At 32.8% G+C, this 19,986-nt stretch carries 15 protein-coding genes; 5 read left to right on the forward strand and 10 right to left on the reverse strand.

Going from position 1 to position 19,986, the window contains the following annotated elements:
• Positions 1 to 9: 9 nt before the first annotated feature.
• The gene (locus PSU83_RS05465) at positions 10 to 1,017 is read left to right on the forward strand and encodes a YihY/virulence factor BrkB family protein (protein WP_300587662.1); all 1,008 of its coding nucleotides are present in this window, start codon (positions 10 to 12) and stop codon (positions 1,015 to 1,017) included.
• Between the two features lie 165 nt (positions 1,018 to 1,182).
• Positions 1,183 to 2,979, forward strand: a complete 1,797-nt coding sequence (lepA, locus tag PSU83_RS05470) for a translation elongation factor 4 (protein WP_300587665.1) — start codon at positions 1,183 to 1,185, stop codon at positions 2,977 to 2,979.
• 226 nt (positions 2,980 to 3,205) lie between these two features.
• Here lepA and PSU83_RS05475 read toward each other — a convergent pair whose 3' ends face one another.
• Complete coding sequence (locus PSU83_RS05475; RefSeq protein WP_300587668.1) at positions 3,206 to 6,853, reverse strand: M1 family aminopeptidase; 3,648 nt, start codon at positions 6,851 to 6,853, stop codon at positions 3,206 to 3,208.
• A gap of 1 nt (position 6,854) precedes the next feature.
• Positions 6,855 to 7,730, reverse strand: coding sequence for an ABC transporter ATP-binding protein (locus PSU83_RS05480; protein ID WP_300587671.1), 876 nt, complete (start codon positions 7,728 to 7,730; stop codon positions 6,855 to 6,857).
• Positions 7,731 to 7,954: 224 nt separating this feature from the next.
• On the opposite strand from PSU83_RS05480, the gene thiL reads away from it, so the two are divergent.
• Complete coding sequence (gene thiL / locus PSU83_RS05485) at positions 7,955 to 9,001, forward strand: thiamine-phosphate kinase (protein WP_300587967.1); 1,047 nt, start codon at positions 7,955 to 7,957, stop codon at positions 8,999 to 9,001.
• A gap of 165 nt (positions 9,002 to 9,166) precedes the next feature.
• Here thiL and PSU83_RS05490 read toward each other — a convergent pair whose 3' ends face one another.
• The 8 genes from PSU83_RS05490 to PSU83_RS05525 all read right to left on the reverse strand — a co-directional run bounded on the left by PSU83_RS05490 (position 9,167) and on the right by PSU83_RS05525 (position 18,748).
• Complete coding sequence (locus PSU83_RS05490; protein ID WP_300587674.1) at positions 9,167 to 9,832, reverse strand: response regulator; 666 nt, start codon at positions 9,830 to 9,832, stop codon at positions 9,167 to 9,169.
• Positions 9,829 to 11,877 (reverse strand): tetratricopeptide repeat protein, encoded by a 2,049-nt coding sequence (locus PSU83_RS05495; protein WP_300587678.1) that lies wholly within the window; start codon positions 11,875 to 11,877, stop codon positions 9,829 to 9,831. The genes PSU83_RS05490 and PSU83_RS05495 overlap by 4 nt, the downstream gene beginning before the upstream one ends.
• Before the next feature lie 87 nt (positions 11,878 to 11,964).
• Positions 11,965 to 12,252, reverse strand: coding sequence for a hypothetical protein (locus PSU83_RS05500; protein ID WP_300587681.1), 288 nt, complete (start codon positions 12,250 to 12,252; stop codon positions 11,965 to 11,967).
• 347 nt (positions 12,253 to 12,599) lie between these two features.
• Positions 12,600 to 14,621 carry a tetratricopeptide repeat-containing sensor histidine kinase gene (locus PSU83_RS05505; protein ID WP_300587686.1) on the reverse strand — a complete coding sequence of 674 codons (2,022 nt, stop codon included), beginning with the start codon at positions 14,619 to 14,621 and terminating at the stop codon, positions 12,600 to 12,602.
• Positions 14,622 to 14,730: 109 nt separating this feature from the next.
• Positions 14,731 to 15,105, reverse strand: a complete 375-nt coding sequence (locus PSU83_RS05510) for a hypothetical protein (protein WP_300587689.1) — start codon at positions 15,103 to 15,105, stop codon at positions 14,731 to 14,733.
• Between the two features lie 181 nt (positions 15,106 to 15,286).
• A complete protein-coding gene (locus PSU83_RS05515; protein WP_300587691.1) occupies positions 15,287 to 15,943 on the reverse strand; it encodes a response regulator in 657 nt (218 codons plus the stop codon).
• 36 nt (positions 15,944 to 15,979) lie between these two features.
• Positions 15,980 to 16,882 carry a LytTR family DNA-binding domain-containing protein gene (locus PSU83_RS05520; RefSeq protein ID WP_300587693.1) on the reverse strand — a complete coding sequence of 301 codons (903 nt, stop codon included), beginning with the start codon at positions 16,880 to 16,882 and terminating at the stop codon, positions 15,980 to 15,982.
• Positions 16,883 to 17,206: 324 nt separating this feature from the next.
• A complete protein-coding gene (locus PSU83_RS05525; protein ID WP_300587696.1) occupies positions 17,207 to 18,748 on the reverse strand; it encodes a glycine--tRNA ligase in 1,542 nt (513 codons plus the stop codon).
• 97 nt (positions 18,749 to 18,845) lie between these two features.
• Here PSU83_RS05525 and PSU83_RS05530 point away from each other — a divergent pair, with 97 nt between their 5' ends.
• Positions 18,846 to 19,529, forward strand: a complete 684-nt coding sequence (locus PSU83_RS05530) for a ComF family protein (protein ID WP_300587698.1) — start codon at positions 18,846 to 18,848, stop codon at positions 19,527 to 19,529.
• 52 nt (positions 19,530 to 19,581) lie between these two features.
• The gene (locus PSU83_RS05535) at positions 19,582 to 19,899 is read left to right on the forward strand and encodes a hypothetical protein (protein WP_300587700.1); all 318 of its coding nucleotides are present in this window, start codon (positions 19,582 to 19,584) and stop codon (positions 19,897 to 19,899) included.
• Positions 19,900 to 19,986 lie beyond the last annotated feature (87 nt).

Genomic DNA, 19,986 nt, shown 5'->3' on the forward strand with positions numbered 1-19,986 from the left:
AATACTAATATGGAAACAAAACTCACGATGCATGTAGCTTTTAGAATTTTTAAAGATACTCTTCAAAACTTTTTAGACGACAAAGGCCTAAAATTTAGTGCTTCACTTTCCTATTATACTGTGTTTTCAATGGCACCGTTGTTATTGTTAATGATTTCACTCGCAAGTATATTTTTTGGACGTGAAGCGATTCAAGGACAAGTTTTTGGCGAAATAAACGGCCTTATCGGAAATGAAGCCGCACTACAGATTCAAGATATTATCAGAAATATGGAGCTTTCAGGAAAAACAACTGTTGCAATAATTATTGGCAGTATCACTTTGTTAATTGGTGCGACAAGCGTTTTTAGCGAAATTCAAGATTCGATCAATATCATTTGGAAAGTCAAAGCAAAACCTAAACGAGGATGGCTAAAACTGATTCAAGATCGCTTACTTTCTTCCTCCTTAATTGTTGGGTTAGGATTTTTATTGATTGTATCCCTGTTGGTCAATGGGGTTATGTTAGCACTAAGCGCATGGTTAAAAAATTATTTTCCTGATGTTACTTTGATTATTTTCCAAATTGGTAATTTTCTATTAAGTTTTACCGTTATTATGACACTTTTTGGCGTAATTTTCAAGGTGCTGCCCGATGCGAAAATTGCTTGGAAACACGTTCGTGCCGGTGCTTTCTTTACAGCGTGTCTTTTTATGTTAGGCCGTTTTTTAATTGGACTTTACATTAATTACAGCGGAACTGGATCTGCTTATGGAGCAGCTGGATCATTAATTATAATACTGGTTTGGGTTTATTATACTGCTGCAATACTGTATTTTGGTGCTGAATTTACCAAAGTCTATGCTGAATATACTGGCGCCCGAATTGAACCTGCGGATTATGCCGTATATGTAGAGCAATTTGAAAAAGAAAAAACGGTAAGCGTACTTCCGGACACAGCAAAACCTGACGCTGAACTTATAGGGAAAGCTGAACCAAAATCAATTAAGAAACCAAAGGCTAAAACTACTCCGTAACTTGTTACAAAAACAGTAATGGAGAGCAAATCACAATCTGAAAAAAAGCCTAAAAAATAGCGCACTATCTAATTTTTACTGCGTTCTTTTTTAATCAAAACTTTGCCTTATATTTGTGGATTAAATGCGGGACACCTATTGTCCAGTAATTGACAGATACAGAAGATGAAGCACATTAGAAATTTTTGCATAATTGCCCATATTGATCACGGAAAAAGCACACTTGCTGACCGACTTCTTGGCGCAACTCAAACCGTTACCGCTCGTGAAGAAAAAGCGCAATTGCTTGACAACATGGATTTGGAGCGCGAACGCGGTATTACCATAAAAAGTCACGCCATTCAAATGGAATACACCTACAAAGGGGAAGAATACATTTTGAATTTGATTGACACCCCTGGACACGTAGATTTTAGTTATGAAGTTTCTCGGTCAATTGCGGCTTGCGAAGGCGCACTTTTGATTGTGGATGCAGCTCAAAGTATTCAGGCACAAACGATTTCAAATTTATATTTGGCTTTAGAAAATGACTTGGAAATTATTCCAGTTTTGAATAAAGTAGATTTACCAAGTGCAAATCCTGAAGAAGTTAGCGACGATATTATTGATTTATTAGGGTGCAAATTAGAAGATATTATTCACGCTTCAGGTAAAACTGGTTTTGGAGTAGAGAATATATTAGCAGCCATTATTGAAAAAATTCCGCATCCAAAAGGAAATAAAGACGAACCCTTACAAGCCTTGATATTCGATTCACATTACAATCCGTTTCGTGGTATTGAAGTTATCTTCCGTGTGAAAAATGGGGAAATCAGAAAAGGCCAGAAAATCAAGTTCATGGCAACCGGAAACGAGTATTATGCGGATGAAGTGGGAACGTTGAAATTAAATCAAGTTCCAAAAAATGTGATTTCTACTGGTGATGTTGGGTATTTGATCTCTGGAATAAAAGAAGCAAAAGAAGTAAAAGTTGGTGATACCTTAACGGATGCAAAAACGCCAACAACCAATATGATTACTGGGTTTGAAGATGTAAAACCAATGGTTTTCGCCGGAATTTATCCTGTTGACACCGAAGATTACGAGGATTTGCGTGCTTCAATGGAGAAATTGCAATTGAACGATGCTTCCTTGGTATTTTTACCTGAAAGTTCGGCAGCTTTAGGATTTGGTTTTCGTTGCGGATTCTTAGGAATGTTGCACTTGGAAATCATTCAGGAACGATTAGAACGTGAATACGATATGACTGTAATTACAACAGTTCCCAACGTTTCGTACTTGGCGTACACCAAAAAAGAACCTACTGTTTCGTTCGTAATTAATAATCCGTCCGATTTACCAGAGCCTTCAAAATTAGATCGCGTTGAAGAGCCCTTTATAAAAGCTACCATTATTACAAAAGCTGATTATGTTGGAAACGTAATGAGTTTGTGTATCGAAAAACGTGGTGTTATTACCAATCAAACGTATTTAACAACCGAACGAGTTGAATTGACTTTTGATATGCCTTTAGCCGAAATTGTATTCGATTTTTATGATCGATTGAAAACGGTTTCTAAAGGATACGCTTCGTTTGACTATTCTCCTATTGGAATGAGAGAATCTAAATTGGTACGATTAGATGTGTTGTTAAATGCACAATCAGTTGATGCACTTTCTGCTTTGATTCACGAAAGTAATGCCTATAATATTGGTAAAAAAATGTGTGAAAAACTGCGCGAATTGATACCAAGACAACAATTTGATATTCCCATTCAAGCGGCAATTGGAGCAAAAATTATTGCCCGTGAAACCATAAAAGCGTTGCGTAAAGACGTTACCGCCAAATGTTATGGTGGTGATATTTCGCGTAAGCGTAAACTTCTTGAAAAACAGAAAAAAGGTAAAAAGAGAATGCGTCTGGTAGGAAACGTTGAAATTCCGCAAGAAGCATTTATGGCTGTTTTGAAGTTGAATGATTAATTTTTTTAGATAAAAGATACTAGACTAGATAATAGACAAGTCCAATAACGAAAGTTGTTGGGCTTTTTTTATATAAAAAAAGTTTTTGAACCATTAAGGAATTAAGCTTCATTTAGACATAACTTAATCAACCTTAATTCCTTAATGGTTAAATTTTAATTTAATTTAATTTATTTCAATAATTCATACCAAATAAAAAAGGTGAAACTTTCGCTTCACCTTTTTTTTATAATGTTCTTCTATTATCCTCAGAATTGGTATCAATCAACTTATTGTAAGGATCTACGCCAACTTCTGTCGGTTTTTCATTGACAATTATCGTTGCTTTGTTATCAATTCTATCAATTTTTACTTTTTTAAGATACAGTTCTTTGTCTTGTTTTTTACCCTTAACCGTTTGCTCATTAAATATGCCAATGTCTATGTAATCCTCTAACGGATAAGATTCAATTGGAAATTTTGTGCCTTTTTTCAAATAGGTAAGCGTTTTACCATTTTTGTCTTTAAAGCTTCTTTTCCCTTTATCATCGGCTTTGTATTTGGAAACTTCAAATTCTATATTCACTTGGTATTTGCCGTTTGGTAATTTCTTATACTTAGCTTCCTTCACTCTGTTATCGTACAATGTTATGGTTTCAAACATATCATTTATAACATATTGAAGCGAATCGGGTGTTGCTTTTTTTAATTCGGCAACAAATTCTATAGAGTTTGTATAAGGCGATTCTTGATATGCCACTTTTTTAATATAGGTTTTCAACGCATTATTCATGTTTTTTTCGCCGATATAATCACTCAAAGCATACAAGACCAAAGATCCTTTATTGTAATGTATGTATTGCTGATTTTCGTTGAACATCAAAGGTTGTTCCTTACCACTTTCAAAAGTTCTGCCTTGTAAATATTTATCTAAAGCATCTTTAAGAAATTTACGCATTTGGGTTTTTCCATAAGCATGTTCTAAAACTTTTAACGAACTGTATTCTGATAAACTCTCAGACAACAAAGTTGCACCTTGAACATTGGCCCCAATAACTTGGTGCGCCCACCATTGGTGCGCGACTTCGTGTGACGTTACTGCAAACGGGTAATCTACCGCATTTTGATCTTCATCATCAACAGCGGCAATAAATCCGATGGCTTCTGAAAACGGAATAGTATTCGCAAAAGACTGTGCAAACCCACCACCCGTTCTAGGGAATTCGATAATTCGAACTTGTTTGTGCTGGTACGGACTAAAGTTTACGGTGTAATAATCTAATGATTTTTTTACTGCTTTTATCATTCGGTCCACGTTATATTCATGACCCTTATTATAATATATTTCGATATTTACATCTTGCCATTTGTCCTTTCTAACTTCATACCTAGCCGAATTATAAGCATAAAAATTGAGCATTTTTTTATCCATTTTGTAATGAAAATAGCTTCTGCCGTCTTTTTTCCATTGCTTCTGCAAATATCCTGGCGCAATGGCTATTTGATCGTCTGAAGTGCTAACTGTAGTTTCAAAAGTTATCCAATCGGCATCGCTACTTATATACGTGTTTTTGCGCGCAATGCTATCCGTTGGTTTAGCCATTCTATCTTTTGGTTTTAAACCGTATTTTTTTCGAACATCTTCATCTTGCAATTCGGATTGATCACTATAGCCGATAGAAGGGAACATTCCATTATTTATGAAGGTTCCGTTATAAATCACCGGTGAGTTATCCGAAAATAAGGTGTTGGCTTTATTTTTTACTGTGAAACGCATTTGAATCGAATCTCCAGCGACTAATGGTTTTTCTAGGCGATAAATATCAAAATTATAAATAGTGTCCTTTGATACTAATCTGGTTTTTACATTAAAAGAAATTTTGGTTTCCTCGCCATGATTTACGAATATAGAATCGATAGTTTGTGTTGATTTATTTTTCAAACTATATTTTCCATTGGCCACAAAATTGCGTTCTTTTGGAAACAAATCCATACTTACATTTACATCTGTAATTCGAGGCTGTATTCTGTTTTCATATTTTTTGTACTTCTTTTCCCAGTTGACCGATTCAAGTTCTTGTTCGTTTCCAGTTTTATTGTGATTCACGATATTATCTTGATAGTAAATAGTACTTCCTATTCCTAGGAATACCAGAAGGGAAACAAGTATTGGAATTGCAATTTGTTTGTTCATTCTAATTTTTGCGTCTTTTAGTCGGGCTTTAGCCGATTGACCTAAACCACGCGTCCAAAATACGAGTGCTAATCCAAACAGAGCAATTCCAATAAACAGCCAATATATTTTATAGAAATAGTAGAATTTTAATCCGTGACCGTAGCCATTCATATCGGAATAATTAAATCCGGGATCACTATTAAAAATAAATATATCTTGGTCAACTCCAATTGCTGGCAGGAAGCTTAAGCCAATTGAAAGCAGTAATAAAACAAAAAATCCGAGTAAATAATTTTTAAATAACGTTTGAATGAATACCGCCAATAAAGCCCAAATGATGAAATGAATTAATCGTATTCCGTATAGTTCAAATAAATAATGCCCGATTTCAAAATTAAAATACCCTTTATAGATTTGAAATAAAATGCCGGAAATCATGATTAAAGACAACAGTACTATTTGCATTTTAACGATTGCCAAAAATTTTGAGAATAGCAACACCCAGTTTGGCGTTGGCGTAACATCTATTAAATGATTCATTCTTGCTGTTGCGCCACGATGAATTAACAAGCCTGCAAACAAGAACGTTAACAAGTTTATGAATAACCCAAAAGTGCTTCCGGGAACCAGTAGCATTTGCCACGTTACAGGATAGGTTTCGGTTCCAAAAAAGGCTCCAGCGCTAAGAGATGTAATTAAGATGAATAACATTCCAACAATTACAATACTGATGAAAACCCAATTTTTTACAATGAATTTAAAATCAATATTGGACAAACTCCAGGCATTTTTAAAATTTTGCGCCATTGAAAAATCAAAACGAGTAGCAGGTAGGTTTATTTTAGTTATTCCACCAAAGTTATTTTTGGTAATTCGATCGTTATTTTTACTTTTTTTAAAGGTAAAAGCCGTTTGAGTAAACGAGAAATAGCGGTACATTAATCCTAAAATTACTATTGAAATTCCCAACCAAATCAAACGATTATACAAAACCACGCCTTCAAAAGGCAACAGATTTTCATTCTTTTCAAAAATCGTCCAATATTTAGTGTAATAACTTAATGCTTCGGAGCCAAATGGTTCAAAAAGCGCAACAACATATTTATTATCGGCATCTTGCGTAAAACTACTAACGATTCCTTGCAAAAACAGCAATAGGATTACGGTAATAAATCCAACTGAGATATTTCGAGTAATAGTAACTACAGAAAAAACAATTACACCATAAAAAATTAAATTCGGTATAATAAAAATTAAATAACTCTGAGTATAGGCCAAAAATCTGTGTGGTCCAAGTAAATCGTCATTAACTCCGGGAAGAAACGATGCTAAAAAAGCGCCAAGTCCAACAAATAAAGTGATGATGATCACAACTAGCAAAGAACTTAAAAATTTACTCATCAAATAATCCCATTTCGTAAACGGATAGGAAAATAAAATGGAGTGCATGTTGTATTTAAAATCTCTATAAACCGAAGCGCCAATAATAGATGGCAATAGAAAGTAAATAAAGACCGACAAGCCATTAAGCATGCCGTTTAACGCAATAGCAGAATTGGCTAAGGCGTTGGATGAAGTGGTCGTTTTGAAATTATCAAAAATACCCAAACTACTTCCCATAATCAGTAATGACAAACCAAAGAAAATAGCGATATAAATATAAAAAGACGGATTTTTAAACCATCGTTTTAATTCGAATGTAAATATGGTTCCAAACATTTTATTGGTCTGATTTAAGTGCAACAAAATAAACATCCTCCAGCTGTGGTAATGCTTCTACAAAGCTATCGTTAGGTTTTTCGATACTAAAAACTCTAATATTTAAAGTGTTGTCTTGATTATAATTAGAAGAAATTAGATTGAATTCTTTTTCGTGTTGTTCTAATGCTTCTCTTTCAACTACTTTGGTCCAAATTTGTCCTTTTAAGGCTTCCGTTGCTGCTTTGGGTGTACTTTGATTTAAAATTTTTCCTCCATTTAAGATGGCCATTTCGTGACACAATTCTTTAACATCATCAACGATATGCGTGGAAAATATCACGGTGTGATTCGTGCCAATTTCGCGTAACACATTTAAAAAACGATGTCTTTCTGCAGGGTCAAGTCCGGCTGTTGGCTCATCAACAATGATTAATTTAGGATTATTTAGTAGTAATTGAGCGATTCCAAAACGTTGTTTCATTCCGCCCGAATAACCGCTTACATTTTTTGTACGAACATCATATAAATTAGTAACTTCTAAAACGCTTTTAACTATTGCTTTTCGTTCAGCAGTAGACGCAATACCTTTCAATCTTGCAAAATAATCTAAAAGATTTTCGGCAGACATATTAGGATAAACGCCAAATTCTTGTGGCAAATACCCCAATACTTTACGTAAATCCATTTGATTGTCGAGGACATTTATGCCGTCAAACTCAATAGTTCCCGAATCCGGTTTTTGCAATGTGGCAATTGTTCGCATCAAACTCGATTTTCCAGCGCCATTTGGACCCAGAAGTCCAAACATTCCTGAGCCAATTTCAAGATTCAAATTGTCCAATGCTTTTACTCCATTGGAATAGGTTTTAGTAAGATTACTTATTTTTAGTTTCATATTTAGCGGTTTATTGGAATAGTAAAAAATTTATCTGCTATTTGTTGCAGTTTTGTTAAAAACGTTACATTTCTCAAATATAGTAATCATTTGTAAAGGGAACGATTTCAGTTTCATTAAATCATCAAAAATAAACCGTAAATGATTTTACATCTTTGTAACTTTGCCGCTTTGTATAACTTTAATATTTGAACGATACCCTTGTTTCGTTCCTCGCAATGACTATGCTAGAAGATAAAACTCCGCAAAGAACGGCACTTTCCCAGTTGGGCGAATTTGGTTTGATTGATCATTTGACTAAAAATTTTGATGTAAAACAACCATCCACTTTAAAAAGTATTGGTGATGATGCTGCTGTTTTAGACTTTAAAGATAAAAAAGTAGTTGTTTCTACCGATTTATTGATTGAAGGCGTGCATTTTGATTTGTCATATATGCCTTTACGTCATTTAGGATATAAAGCAGTGGTGGTAAATATATCCGACATTTGTGCAATGAATGCAAAAGCAACTCACATTACGGTTTCTGTCGCGGTATCCAATCGTTTTCCTCTAGAAGCATTGGAAGAATTATTTGACGGAATTGCTTTGGCAGCCAAATTTTACAATGTAGATGTTATTGGCGGCGACACAACCTCATCACAAAAAGGATTGATAATTTCAATTACGGCTATTGGTGAAGCTGATGAAAATGAACTAGTGTACAGAGATGGTGCAAATGATGGAGATTTATTGGTTGTGAGTGGCGACTTGGGTTCGGCTTATATGGGATTGCAAATTTTGGAGCGCGAAAAACAAGTGTTTCAGGTAAATCCACAAAACCAACCCGATTTGGATGCTTACACGTATTTAATAGAGCGCCAATTAAAACCGGAAGCTCGTCATGATATTAGAGAATTATTATCAAAATTAGAAGTGAAGCCAACATCGATGATTGACATTTCTGACGGATTGTCTTCTGAAATTATTCATATTTGCAAGCAATCAAAAGTAGGATGTAATTTATACGAAGAAAAAATTCCTGTTGATCCGCAATTTATAAATGTTTGTGAAGAGTTCAATATCGACAGCACAACTGTAGCCATAAATGGTGGCGAAGATTATGAATTACTATTTACTATTGCTTTAGAAGATTTTGACAAGATAAAAGCCAATCCAAATTTTACGGTTATTGGACACTTGACGCAAGAAAGCGAAGGTGTACATTTAATTACAAGAGCCAACACGAAAATTCCTTTGAAGGCAAGAGGTTGGGATGCTTTGAATGAATAAAAATTAAAAAGCGGTACTTTTTCAAGTACCGCTTTTACCCCTGAATTTTAGATAAATCTAGCAATACACTTTTGTATTACTACTTAAATCTAGTATTAACCCTAAAATCTGCAGCTAATTTAAGGTTTGTTTTTTGATGACCAATTACGGTTTCCCGCATTATCGTTAAATGACACCTTTTGTTTTGGCTTCGTTGATTAAATCAATATCCGTTCCGCCTTTTACTTCAAGAATTTCTCTTATGTTGAGTTTGCGTTTCTCAATGGCACTAAGGGAAAGTGGAATATATTGTGGCAAATCTTTAGTCTTAACCCCTTTTGATAAATGAAATAATATTTGTTTATCAAAAGCATCAAGTTCGATGTTGTTGTATTGCGCTTGGCCTACTAATTTTATAACGGTTTGACTATAGTAACTTTCATTGTTAATGATTTTATCAAAAGCAAAAATCAATTCGTCAAAAGTCAAGTCGTTTTTAATAATCAATCCCCTTGGATTAATATTTTTGATGATGTTATTTATTTTAAGTAACTCTGTATGCATGGTCAACAAAATAATTTTGCAATCGAGCATTTCAATTTTAATCAGAGCAGCTAAATCTTCACCTGAATAAATTCCCTTTTCCGCATATTCTGGCATACTGATATCGAAAAAGGCGACATCGAAAGGTATTTTGGCTTCAGTAATGCTTTCGTAACCCGTTTTACAATTGTTGGCCTGCGTTACAACAAATTCGTATCCTTGCTGGCTGTATTTATCCAATGCATTTCGGTAGGCCTGAATAATAAAAGGATGATCATCTACTATTAAAATATGGATTGGATTTGTCATACTTCTTCTTCAATTAGTTTTTTGGTTTGTATTGGTATAGTGATTATTATTTTAGTTCCTTCTCCTTTTTTGGAGGTGATGTTTATGATTCCATGACAGTCGTTTGTTCTAGAAATCATATTTTGCATTCCTATTCCTTTGCTTTTCTTGTTGACATCAAAACCAATTCCATCGTCTTGGACTTTTAAGTAGACATTTTCCTTGTCGCCACTAATGTCCACCTTGATAACCCCAGCAGACGCATACTTATTGATATTCTGTAAACCTTCTTGCAATATTCGATACATGTTAATTTTGATAACATTTCCTATTTTATCCCAATCAATTTTGGTTTCAATATGGTATTCTACATTAGCTTCATGCAATGATTTCTGTTCTTCCAATAAATTATGAACGATGGAAACAAAGTTATTAATTAAAACCAATTTTTCTCTGTTCAGATCGTGTGAAATTTCACGAATATCTTGTTCTATGATTTTAAGTTCATTTAATAACTCATGCCTTTTTTTCATTGCTCCTTCATCCGTGCTTGAGTTTAAACTATCTAAATTTAAGCGAAGTCCGAACATCCTTCCCAAAACGCCATCATGCAGATCTTGCGCAAGCCGTTTCTTTTCTTTATCTCGACTTTCATCAATAATAGATTGCTGCGACATCATAAGGTTGAAAATTTCCTCATTTGCTTTTTGTTGGTTTTGTTTAAATAAGAGTTCGCGAGTCCTAGCTCGTTGTGCTCTAACCACAAATAACAACGCTACAAGAATAAAAGTGACTACAAAAATGTAGAGAAGATTTCTGTTTTTGTCTTCTAAGCTGTCTTTTTCTAGAATTATTTCATCTGTTTCTAGAGAAATGCGTGTGAAACGGTCTTTGGACTTTCGCTCTGCGATTTGAAGACTATCTGTTATTCTAAGATAATCATCTGAATATTTTGCTGCCCGCTCATTATCTACCACTGAAGCTTGTTTTAAAGAAAAAAGCAAATCAATAGGATTTTTATTTTTCTTTGCTTGTTCTAAAGCTAAATTGGCAAATTCTAGTGATTTTTTTTTATTATTTATTTTTAGGAAATACTCAGATAAATGAATTTCACTTATTACGATACCTGAATTATTAATTACATCTTTTCTAATTTTTAGTGATTTTAAAAATAGTTCTGGCAAACTTTTTAAATCTCCATCTTGAAGGTTGGAATATCCCAAATTATCAATTATGTTGGAGTAAGCTATAGGGTAATCATTCTCTAATTTATTGTACTTTAATGCTTTTTTGAAATACGATATTGCAATTTTATGTTTTTTTAAATTTTGATAAACTAAGCCTATATTACTTAAACAAACTGATTCAAGATATTGTTTGTTATCCAAATCCTTTTCGTTTATTAAATTCAACGCTTCATTAAAATAACCAATTGATTTACTATATTCTTTTAATTGATTAGCGTTTAAGCCAAGTAAAATTAGGATTGAATGCTTCTTTTCATTCTCATTAGTTCTCTTTAACGCAACTAGCGATTTTGAAAGGGACAAATCAGCACCTAAATAATCATTTTCATCAAATTGAATTGATCCCTTTTTTAAGAGAATAGTTGAGTAGCCCTCAAAATCGTTAATTTCTTTATAAATCTTTTCAGTTTTGGTATAATAATAAAATGCACTATCTAATCGTTGAGTTTGATTATAATAATTGCCAAAAGATCTATAAGACTTTGCTAAACTAATTTTATCATTAGCAGCTAGAGAATTCTTCAATAAAATTTTGGAAGCTACCATATAGCTTTTCCATGAACCAATTTCATAATATTTTGATATTAAGTCGTAATTTAGTTCTCTTATTTTTAAAGAATTATTAGATTTTTCAATTATAACGGTTGCTTTATTAAGGTAATTTCTTCTCTCATCATTTGACAAATCTTGGGATTCAAATTTTGAAAAATAATAATTAATGCTGTCAGAAAGTCTAATCTGTAATTTAGTATCCTTCCTCTCTTTTGAGCAAGAACATAAGAATATAAATAAAAAAGATATGAAAAAAGATTTTTCCAATTAAAGCTATGTTTTGTTTACTAAAGTAAACAAATATATTCAAAAAAAAAGCTACCAACAAGGGTAGCTTTTTTTCTGTGTTTTAAATTATTGACCGAGACCTTTACCGTCATCACCTTTCGTACCCTGCCCACCAATTTCAAATTGGCCTAGTCCTTTACCATTGTCACCTTTTGTACCTTGCCCTCCGATTTCAAATTGACCTAATCCTTTACCATTATCTCCTTTTGTACCTTGACCACCAATCTCGAATTGTCCGAGACCTTTACCATCATCACCTTTTGTACCTTGCCCACCAATTTCAGATGGTGTAGTAAAAGAAGTTACTATTAACATTAATGCTAATAATCCGAATGTTGTTGCTAATTTTTTCATAATTTGAGACTTTTATTGTTTGTGTTTTTTATCGTTTTAAATGTGTGGGCTGCGTATTGGTTTTGATACAACAGAACACTTTCACGATGTAAAACTAAATAGGATGTCTCCTCCAATCCCCATCAACCGGGGTGTATATGGTAGAATAGTGCCGTTTGGTAGTGAATGATAGTCAAATTTGGGTGGATGGTTTTTGAGAGTTTGGAAATTATGGCACAAAAGCTTACCAATAGTGACTTTACTTCAAATTGGTTTTGACCGATATTATGAAAATTTGAGTGAAATTAGATTTATAAAGTAAAGATGAAAAGCTATTCCTTCTTAAAATGAAGCTTTCATTTCCATAATTATTTTATCGAAAAAACGATATTAAGAGCTGTTTTTTTATTCTTTTTAGATTGAATAACTAATTCCCCATGCAGGGATTCTACTCTCTGTTTTATATTTTTAAGTCCTATTCCTTCTGAATTGGTTTTCGGGTTAAACCCTTTTCCATCATCTGTTATAGAGAGACGAAGGCTATTTTCATCTTGTATAAAACTTATAACGGCTGTTTTTGCTTCAGCAAACTTATTAATGTTATTGCTTGCTTCCTGGATAATTCGATATAAGTTCATTTTAATGCTACTTGAAATAGAATTCCAGTCAATTAAATCATCATTCTCTAATAGGTAATTAGTATTAGTAACCGTATTTTGCGTTGCTACAAATTCCTTAAGCAAGGATATAAAACTATTCTTCTCATTGAAAACTTCTGATTTCAAATCATGGGCAATATGACGTATTTCTTGTTCTATTTGATAAATACCATCAATCTCGTTGATGCATTTCTGAATAGTCTGTTCATCATTTTTATGAAACAAAATTCCAAGATTGAGTCTTGTGCTGGCTAATCTATTCATAACCCCATCGTGCAATTCAAGTGCAATTCTTTTTTTCTCTCCTTGACGCGCTATATCTTCCTTACATTTTTGTAGCAGCATTAAACCATAGATTTCCTCATTTGCCTTCTGTTGTGACTGTTGTAATTCAAGTTCCTTTCGTTTTGATCTTTGCCAAAATATAATTAGTAGAAATATAATCAGTACAATAATTAAGGAGCCTACCATACTTATAATCCATTTCTGTTTTATAGCCGTTTCTTTTTCTTGTGTAATTTCATAAGTTTGAAATTGAATTTTATCAAAACGCTCTTTTGATTTGCGCTCTTTTAGTTGAAGATTGTCAAAAATCAAAAAATATTTTTCTATGTAATCATTTGCTTTTTCTTTATCGATATGAATTGCTTGTTTCAAGGCATATAGTACACTTAATTTATTACAGTTATTATTTGCTTCATTCAAAGCTTTATTCGCATATTCTAGAGCAAGTTTGTTTTCTCCTATTTCTTCATAATATTCAGATAGAAAAATATAAATATTAATTAATACCGATTTTCCACCAAGTTGTTTTCTTAATTCAAGTGTTTGTGATAAGAATTTGATTGCTGATTCATAATCTTTTTTTTTAAATTTCGCATACGCTAGATTACTTTTTAAAAGAGCATATAATTCTACATCATCATTAATAATATCTTTACTTTTTAATCCCAATTCAAAATTATCTATCGCAATATTATATTTTTGTTGCTTCAAATATAAATATCCAATGTTATTGTAGCATATAGCATCTTGATGTAAGATGTTTTTTAAGTTATAATCTATAACTGTTTCTAATGCTTTTTTATGATAAAACAGAGATTTATTATATTCTGAAAGTTCATTATACAATAATCCTAGTTGATTTAAAGTACCATATAATTTCCCCTTATTTTTAGTTTTTTTGTACTTTGAATAAGCTTTTAATAATGAAACCTCGGAACCAACATAATCGCCAACTTTAAATTGAATAATACCCTTATTAAGAAATATATTCCCTAAGAGTTCTTTATCATTAAATTTCTTATGGAACCTCTCAGTTTTAAGTAAATAATAAAATGCGCTATCATTTACAGATAAATTAATGAAATATTCCGCTTTGTTTTTAAAATACCTTGCTAAGTTTAAAGTGTCTTTGGCCTTAGTGCTTTTTACAAAATGGAATTGAGCGATCTGATTATAGCTAGCTTTTTCCATTGTCTTAACATAATTATAAGAAATCGAACTCAAATAAAACCGAGTAAGCGTATCATTCTTTTTCAAATCAACCAATGAAAATGCTTTATCATTGTATTTATCTCTTACTTTAAAATCTAAAGTGTCATTTCCGGCTAATGCTAAATACTTCTTAATAGAATCATTAGTCGCCGCAGCTTGTTTGTCTGTGTTTTTAGAGGTGCAATTACAGATCAACACTAACAATATGCCCAAATAAAATAATCGTTTACTCATAAAACAGTATTAGGTATAAATAAAATTGAGTTCCGGCCGTAAAGCCGAAACCCAATTTCCCACAATTAAATGAATTTAAGCATTCATTTTTCTATTTAGCAAGCACTATTTAGTCTATTGCCATTGCTGTTAAAATTCTTTTTAGCTTTTTTGTCACTATCCCTAAATTTTCATCAGTGCAAAGAGTCGTTATTGATTCTGACAATACTACTGAGGCGACTCCAAGCGACATTTCTACTCTTATCATTAGTGTTATGTCACAGCCTTCCTTTTTTTCTATTTTTTTTCCTTTAAAATCAAATTCTTCAATAATTTCATCTAAGCCTAAATTTAAATCAGCCAAAGATTTGAACTTGTATTCCACAACTTCTTTATTATAGGAAGTTAGTATTGAAGCACTGCCAAAATAAACCTCTTCCCGTTCCTGCGCATTCAAGTTAATTACAGATAGTACACTTAGTAACCTAAACAAGAAATCTTTCATATCTACCTAATTTTAATTACCCCCGTTTTTGTTATTCAAAATAACATGACATCTGTGGTAATGGCATTAGATATTTTTATTAATCAGAATAAGTGTTACTTGATTTTGATATGGTAAAATTAATGTGTTGGTTTTATATTTTGGTACACTAAAAGTGTACATTTTCATTTTAAATAAAAAATTAAACTAAACCCTGTTTTCTAGCTTCATTTAGAATATCCTCATCTGTTCCCTTATCTATTCCAAACATTTGCTTAATGATGGCTTTCCTTTTATCAATAGCGCTTTTAGAAAGATGTAAAATCGCAGGAAAATTTTTGGTCTTCACGCCTTGTGACAGTAGCAAAAGTATTTGACGATTATAACTGTCCAACACTTTGCTCTTTTCTTCCCAAGTTTTTCGATGTTTAATAATGGTTGGACTAAAATAAGTACCTCCTTTTACAATGATATCAAACGCTTCCAATAAATCATGTGAACGAAAATCACTTTTTACTAAAACTCCATCTAGATTTTTATCATTAGCTACTTTAAAAAGAATTATAGATTCTGAATGTGAGGTAAGAAGAACAATTTTTGCTTTGGGGTGGTGTTTTTTTGCAACCGACACCAAATCTTCACCAGAATGTAAATTTTTTTCAAGATAAGGCGGCAAGGTTAAATCTAAAAAAACAAGGTCGAATTGGTCTTCTGCATTGATAATTGCATTGTATCCCATTTCACATGAATGCGCCTCTGTAGTCTTTAAAATATGGCCTTCAGAATTGAAAGCTAATATAGATTTATACCCTTCGATAATCGGAGCATGATCGTCAACCATTAAAACTTGTAGTTCCATAATAAAGAGATTTTTATCAAAACTACGAATTTTCTTCTAAATCTCCAAATAGTTGCCAGAAGCTATTCTGCTGATAATCAAATCAACATTTTCTTTATACGATTTTGAGAACGGAAGTTTGGTAGTAGAGTTTTTAATGTAGCAAACTGTATTCCCGGTATGAATTCTAGAAACTTGATTTACATTAATGATATAACTATTGTGAATTCGCAAGAACTGAGCGGGCGGCAATACCGTTTCAAAATGTTTCAAGGTTTTAAAAGCGGTAATCATTTCACCATTGTTTAGATGAATATCGGTCGAATTATTATCGGCTTCAAAATACAATACATCTTCTGAATCTATATAACGATAATCTCCATATGATTTAACGCAGATAACCAATGATTGGTTTGGTTGCTGAATGATAGTCGGCTTTTCTACTGTAATTGGTGTAACGGTAACATCAATATCGTTTACATTTTCATCTATTTCATCTTCTTTAAGCGCTTCTACTTCCGATTCATCTAAAACTTCATAGGTTGCTACTGGATTTTTTACTTCCATATGTGGCAAATCAGATTGTATAGCACGATCGAATTTCAGGATGGCTTTTCTAAAATCATTACTATTCATTGGTTTCAATAAATAATCAACTACTTCATATTGTAACGCATCATAAGCCAAATCCTTTTTGCTCGTAGTAACTATAATCTTTGGAACGATTTTTAAATAGCGATACAGCTCATTAATCAAACTTAAGGAAAGATTACTTTTCTTATCCGCAGGGTCAATTTCTAAAAAAACAAGATGGGGTTGGTGTTCTAGAATTAAATTTACACCATCGTCATAATTAGTAGCAGATGCCAAGAAAGACAAATTCCGAAAACGCTCAGCAATAGCTTGAGTTTTCGTAACGTCTTCTTGATTGTCATCAATAATTATAAAAGTATGACTCATTAATCGTTTTCCAATTGTTTAGGGAAAACATTAGTCAGTTTGGTTTAGTAGTTTGGGGAAACTAAAAATGCGTGATAAAGATTATGATAAATAAATTACCACAAAAATAAAATCGTCTAAACGTATGTATTTTCGTTATAACGAAATTATAAAATTGCATTTTGAAATTCTAAAATTGTTAATAGAAAGAACTCGCTTGTTGATATGTTAAATTTTATTCGGACAAATGCTTACAAAACACAGATTTCACAAATTATCACAGATAGAATCCGTGCAATTTGTGAAATCTGAGTAAAATATAATATTAATTACGTATTTTTTTTTTTACATTTTCATCAACCAGTTTTTAACTGAAACTTCCTCATTAATAATTCTGCTTAATTCAGAAATAGCCACTCGGTCTTGTTTCATTGAATCTCTGTGACGAATTGTAACTGTTTGGTCTTCTAATGTTTGATGATCCACCGTAATACAGAAAGGTGTTCCCAAAGCATCTTGTCTTCTATAACGTCTTCCAACGGCATCTTTTTCATCATAAGCCACATTGAAATCCCATTTCAACTCTTCAATAATTTTTTGAGCAACTTCAGGCAAACCATCTTTTTTAACCAATGGTAAAACGGCTGCCTTTGTCGGTGCCAATACGGATGGCAAGCTTAAAACAGTTCGTGTTGAACCATCTTCCAAAGTTTCTTCTTTTAAGGATGTTGCAAAAACAGATAAAAACATTCGATCCAAACCAACCGAAGTTTCTACTACATAAGGAACGTAGTTTGAATTCGTTTCAGTGTCAAAATATTGCAATTTTTTACCTGAAAATTGTTCATGCGCTTTCAAATCGAAATCAGTTCTGGAATGAATTCCTTCCAATTCTTTGAAACCAAATGGAAAATTAAATTCAATATCCGCTGCAGCGTTTGCATAATGAGCTAATTTTTCGTGATCATGAAAACGGTAATTTTCTTTTCCTAAACCTAGAGATAAATGCCATTTCAAACGCGTTTCTTTCCAGTATTCGTACCATTTCATTTCTTCGCCTGGCTTAACGAAAAACTGCATTTCCATTTGTTCAAATTCACGCATACGGAAAATAAATTGTCTGGCAACAATCTCATTTCTAAACGCTTTTCCAGTTTGAGCAATTCCAAAAGGAATCTTCATTCTTCCGGTTTTCTGCACGTTTAGGAAATTCACAAAAATTCCTTGTGCCGTTTCTGGACGCAAGTACAAATCCATTGCTGTATCAGCAGAAGCTCCTAATTTTGTACCAAACATCAAGTTGAATTGACGCACTTCTGTCCAATTTCTTGAACCCGTTTCTGGATCTGCAATTTCTAATTCTTCGATTAATGCTTTTACATCTTCCAAATCTCCGTTACCTAAGGAACGGCCCATTCTTTCCAGAATTTCTCTTTCTTTAGCCAAATATTCTACAACTCTAGCATTAGTTGTAATGAATTCTTGCTCATTAAAAGCATCACCAAAACGGACTTTCGCTTTTTCAATTTCTTTTTTGGCTTTCAGGTTTAATTTTTCGGCATAATCCTCAATTAAAACGTCAGCTCTATATCTTTTTTTAGAGTCTTTATTGTCAATCAACGGATCGTTAAAGGCATCAACGTGACCCGAGGCTTTCCAGGTTGTTGGATGCATCAAGATCGAAGCGTCAAGTCCAACAATATTTTCATGCATTTGAACCATCGATTTCCACCAATATTCTCTAATATTCTTTTTTAATTCTACTCCGTTCTGAGCATAATCATACACTGCGCTCAAACCATCGTAAATTTCGCTTGACGGAAAAATGAATCCGTACTCTTTTGCATGCGAAACTACATTCTTAAATAAATCTTCTTGTTTTGCCATAATGCTGCAAAAATATAAAAACGGAATGTAAAAAAATGATTAAAAAGCGATTAGAATAACTTTTTTTTATACTTTTATGTAAGAAAAATTCATTTTTATGATTCAGCATCTACTAAATTTATTTTTTCCAAAGGCTTGTGCTGGATGCGAATCGTTTTTATTGAAAGATGAAAAAGTGATTTGTACCCAATGCCGGCATGATATTCCGCTGACGAATCATCATAAAATTTATAACAATGAAATCTTCCAAAAGTTTTACGGAAGAATTCCATTGGAGTTTGGTTCAGCATTTTTTTATTTCCACAAAAAAGGAATTGTTCAGGAAATGATGCATAAATTAAAATACAAAGGTCAGGAAGAAATTGGAGAAGTCATAGGCAATTGGTACAGCGAAGAATTAAAACATCTGGAACAAATCAAAAAAATCGATTGTATAATTCCGGTTCCTCTCCACAAGAAAAGATTACGGGAACGCGGCTACAATCAAGTCGAAAGTTTTGGCAGAGCATTATCTGAAAATTTGAAAATCCCGTATGAAGAAACTGTGCTAAGTCGAAAATTATACACCAAAACCCAAACCAAGAAAAATCTTTTGGGCAGAAGCGATGTGATAGACAGTGTTTTTGACATTTCCTTTTCTGAAAAGCATCATGGCAAACATTTTTTATTGATTGATGACGTAATGACAACTGGCGCAACACTTGAAGCTTGTAGTCACGCGCTACTTAAAGTGCCCGATGCTAAAATTAGTATTGTTTGTATGGCGATGTCGCACAATTAATGAGTATTTATAAAATGTTTTACTAGATTTGAATGAAAAAAGAATTTCAGATATGAAAAAAATATCTTTACTATTAGCCATTACTTTTTTACTACAAAGCTGTTACAGCTATAAAAAAGTCAACATTAACCCAAAGACAATGGTTATAGGACAGACGTATAAAATCGTCCGAAACAATAAAACAACCAAAGCCGTCTACACCCAAAATGCAGATAGTGTCATTTTTGTTTTGAAAAATGGCTATGAAGAACGAATTCCAATAAAAAATATTACATCTGCTAAGGAAAAGAAGTTTTCATTGGTAAAAACTGTCTTGTTGGTTCCTGTAACACTAATTGCTATATCAGGGCTGTTTATTCTTACCTATTAATGCACTTCTAACAACTTCTATAAATTCTATGCTATTAAAACCATTAAATCAACTGCTGGATTTATAAACTTTCACAAAAAACATTTC

Origin of the sequence: Flavobacterium sp. (assembly GCF_029945805.1) — a bacterium.
Classification (GTDB): domain Bacteria; phylum Bacteroidota; class Bacteroidia; order Flavobacteriales; family Flavobacteriaceae; genus Flavobacterium.

What these genes read in the sequence shown, in the direction of transcription:
- PSU83_RS05530 (WP_300587698.1), top strand. Translation starts at nt 18,846, where the DNA reads ATGATTCAGCATCTACTAAATTTATTTTTTCCAAAGGCTTGTGCTGGA.
- PSU83_RS05500 (WP_300587681.1), bottom strand. Translation starts at nt 12,252, where the DNA reads ATGAAAAAATTAGCAACAACATTCGGATTATTAGCATTAATGTTAATA.
- PSU83_RS05505 (WP_300587686.1), bottom strand. Translation starts at nt 14,621, where the DNA reads ATGAGTAAACGATTATTTTATTTGGGCATATTGTTAGTGTTGATCTGT.
- PSU83_RS05515 (WP_300587691.1), bottom strand. Translation starts at nt 15,943, where the DNA reads ATGGAACTACAAGTTTTAATGGTTGACGATCATGCTCCGATTATCGAA.
- PSU83_RS05520 (WP_300587693.1), bottom strand. Translation starts at nt 16,882, where the DNA reads ATGAGTCATACTTTTATAATTATTGATGACAATCAAGAAGACGTTACG.
- PSU83_RS05510 (WP_300587689.1), bottom strand. Translation starts at nt 15,105, where the DNA reads ATGAAAGATTTCTTGTTTAGGTTACTAAGTGTACTATCTGTAATTAAC.
- PSU83_RS05475 (WP_300587668.1), bottom strand. Translation starts at nt 6,853, where the DNA reads ATGTTTGGAACCATATTTACATTCGAATTAAAACGATGGTTTAAAAAT.
- PSU83_RS05535 (WP_300587700.1), top strand. Translation starts at nt 19,582, where the DNA reads ATGAAAAAAATATCTTTACTATTAGCCATTACTTTTTTACTACAAAGC.
- PSU83_RS05465 (WP_300587662.1), top strand. Translation starts at nt 10, where the DNA reads ATGGAAACAAAACTCACGATGCATGTAGCTTTTAGAATTTTTAAAGAT.
- PSU83_RS05490 (WP_300587674.1), bottom strand. Translation starts at nt 9,832, where the DNA reads ATGACAAATCCAATCCATATTTTAATAGTAGATGATCATCCTTTTATT.
- PSU83_RS05480 (WP_300587671.1), bottom strand. Translation starts at nt 7,730, where the DNA reads ATGAAACTAAAAATAAGTAATCTTACTAAAACCTATTCCAATGGAGTA.
- lepA (WP_300587665.1), top strand. Translation starts at nt 1,183, where the DNA reads ATGAAGCACATTAGAAATTTTTGCATAATTGCCCATATTGATCACGGA.
- thiL (WP_300587967.1), top strand. Translation starts at nt 7,955, where the DNA reads ATGCTAGAAGATAAAACTCCGCAAAGAACGGCACTTTCCCAGTTGGGC.
- PSU83_RS05525 (WP_300587696.1), bottom strand. Translation starts at nt 18,748, where the DNA reads ATGGCAAAACAAGAAGATTTATTTAAGAATGTAGTTTCGCATGCAAAA.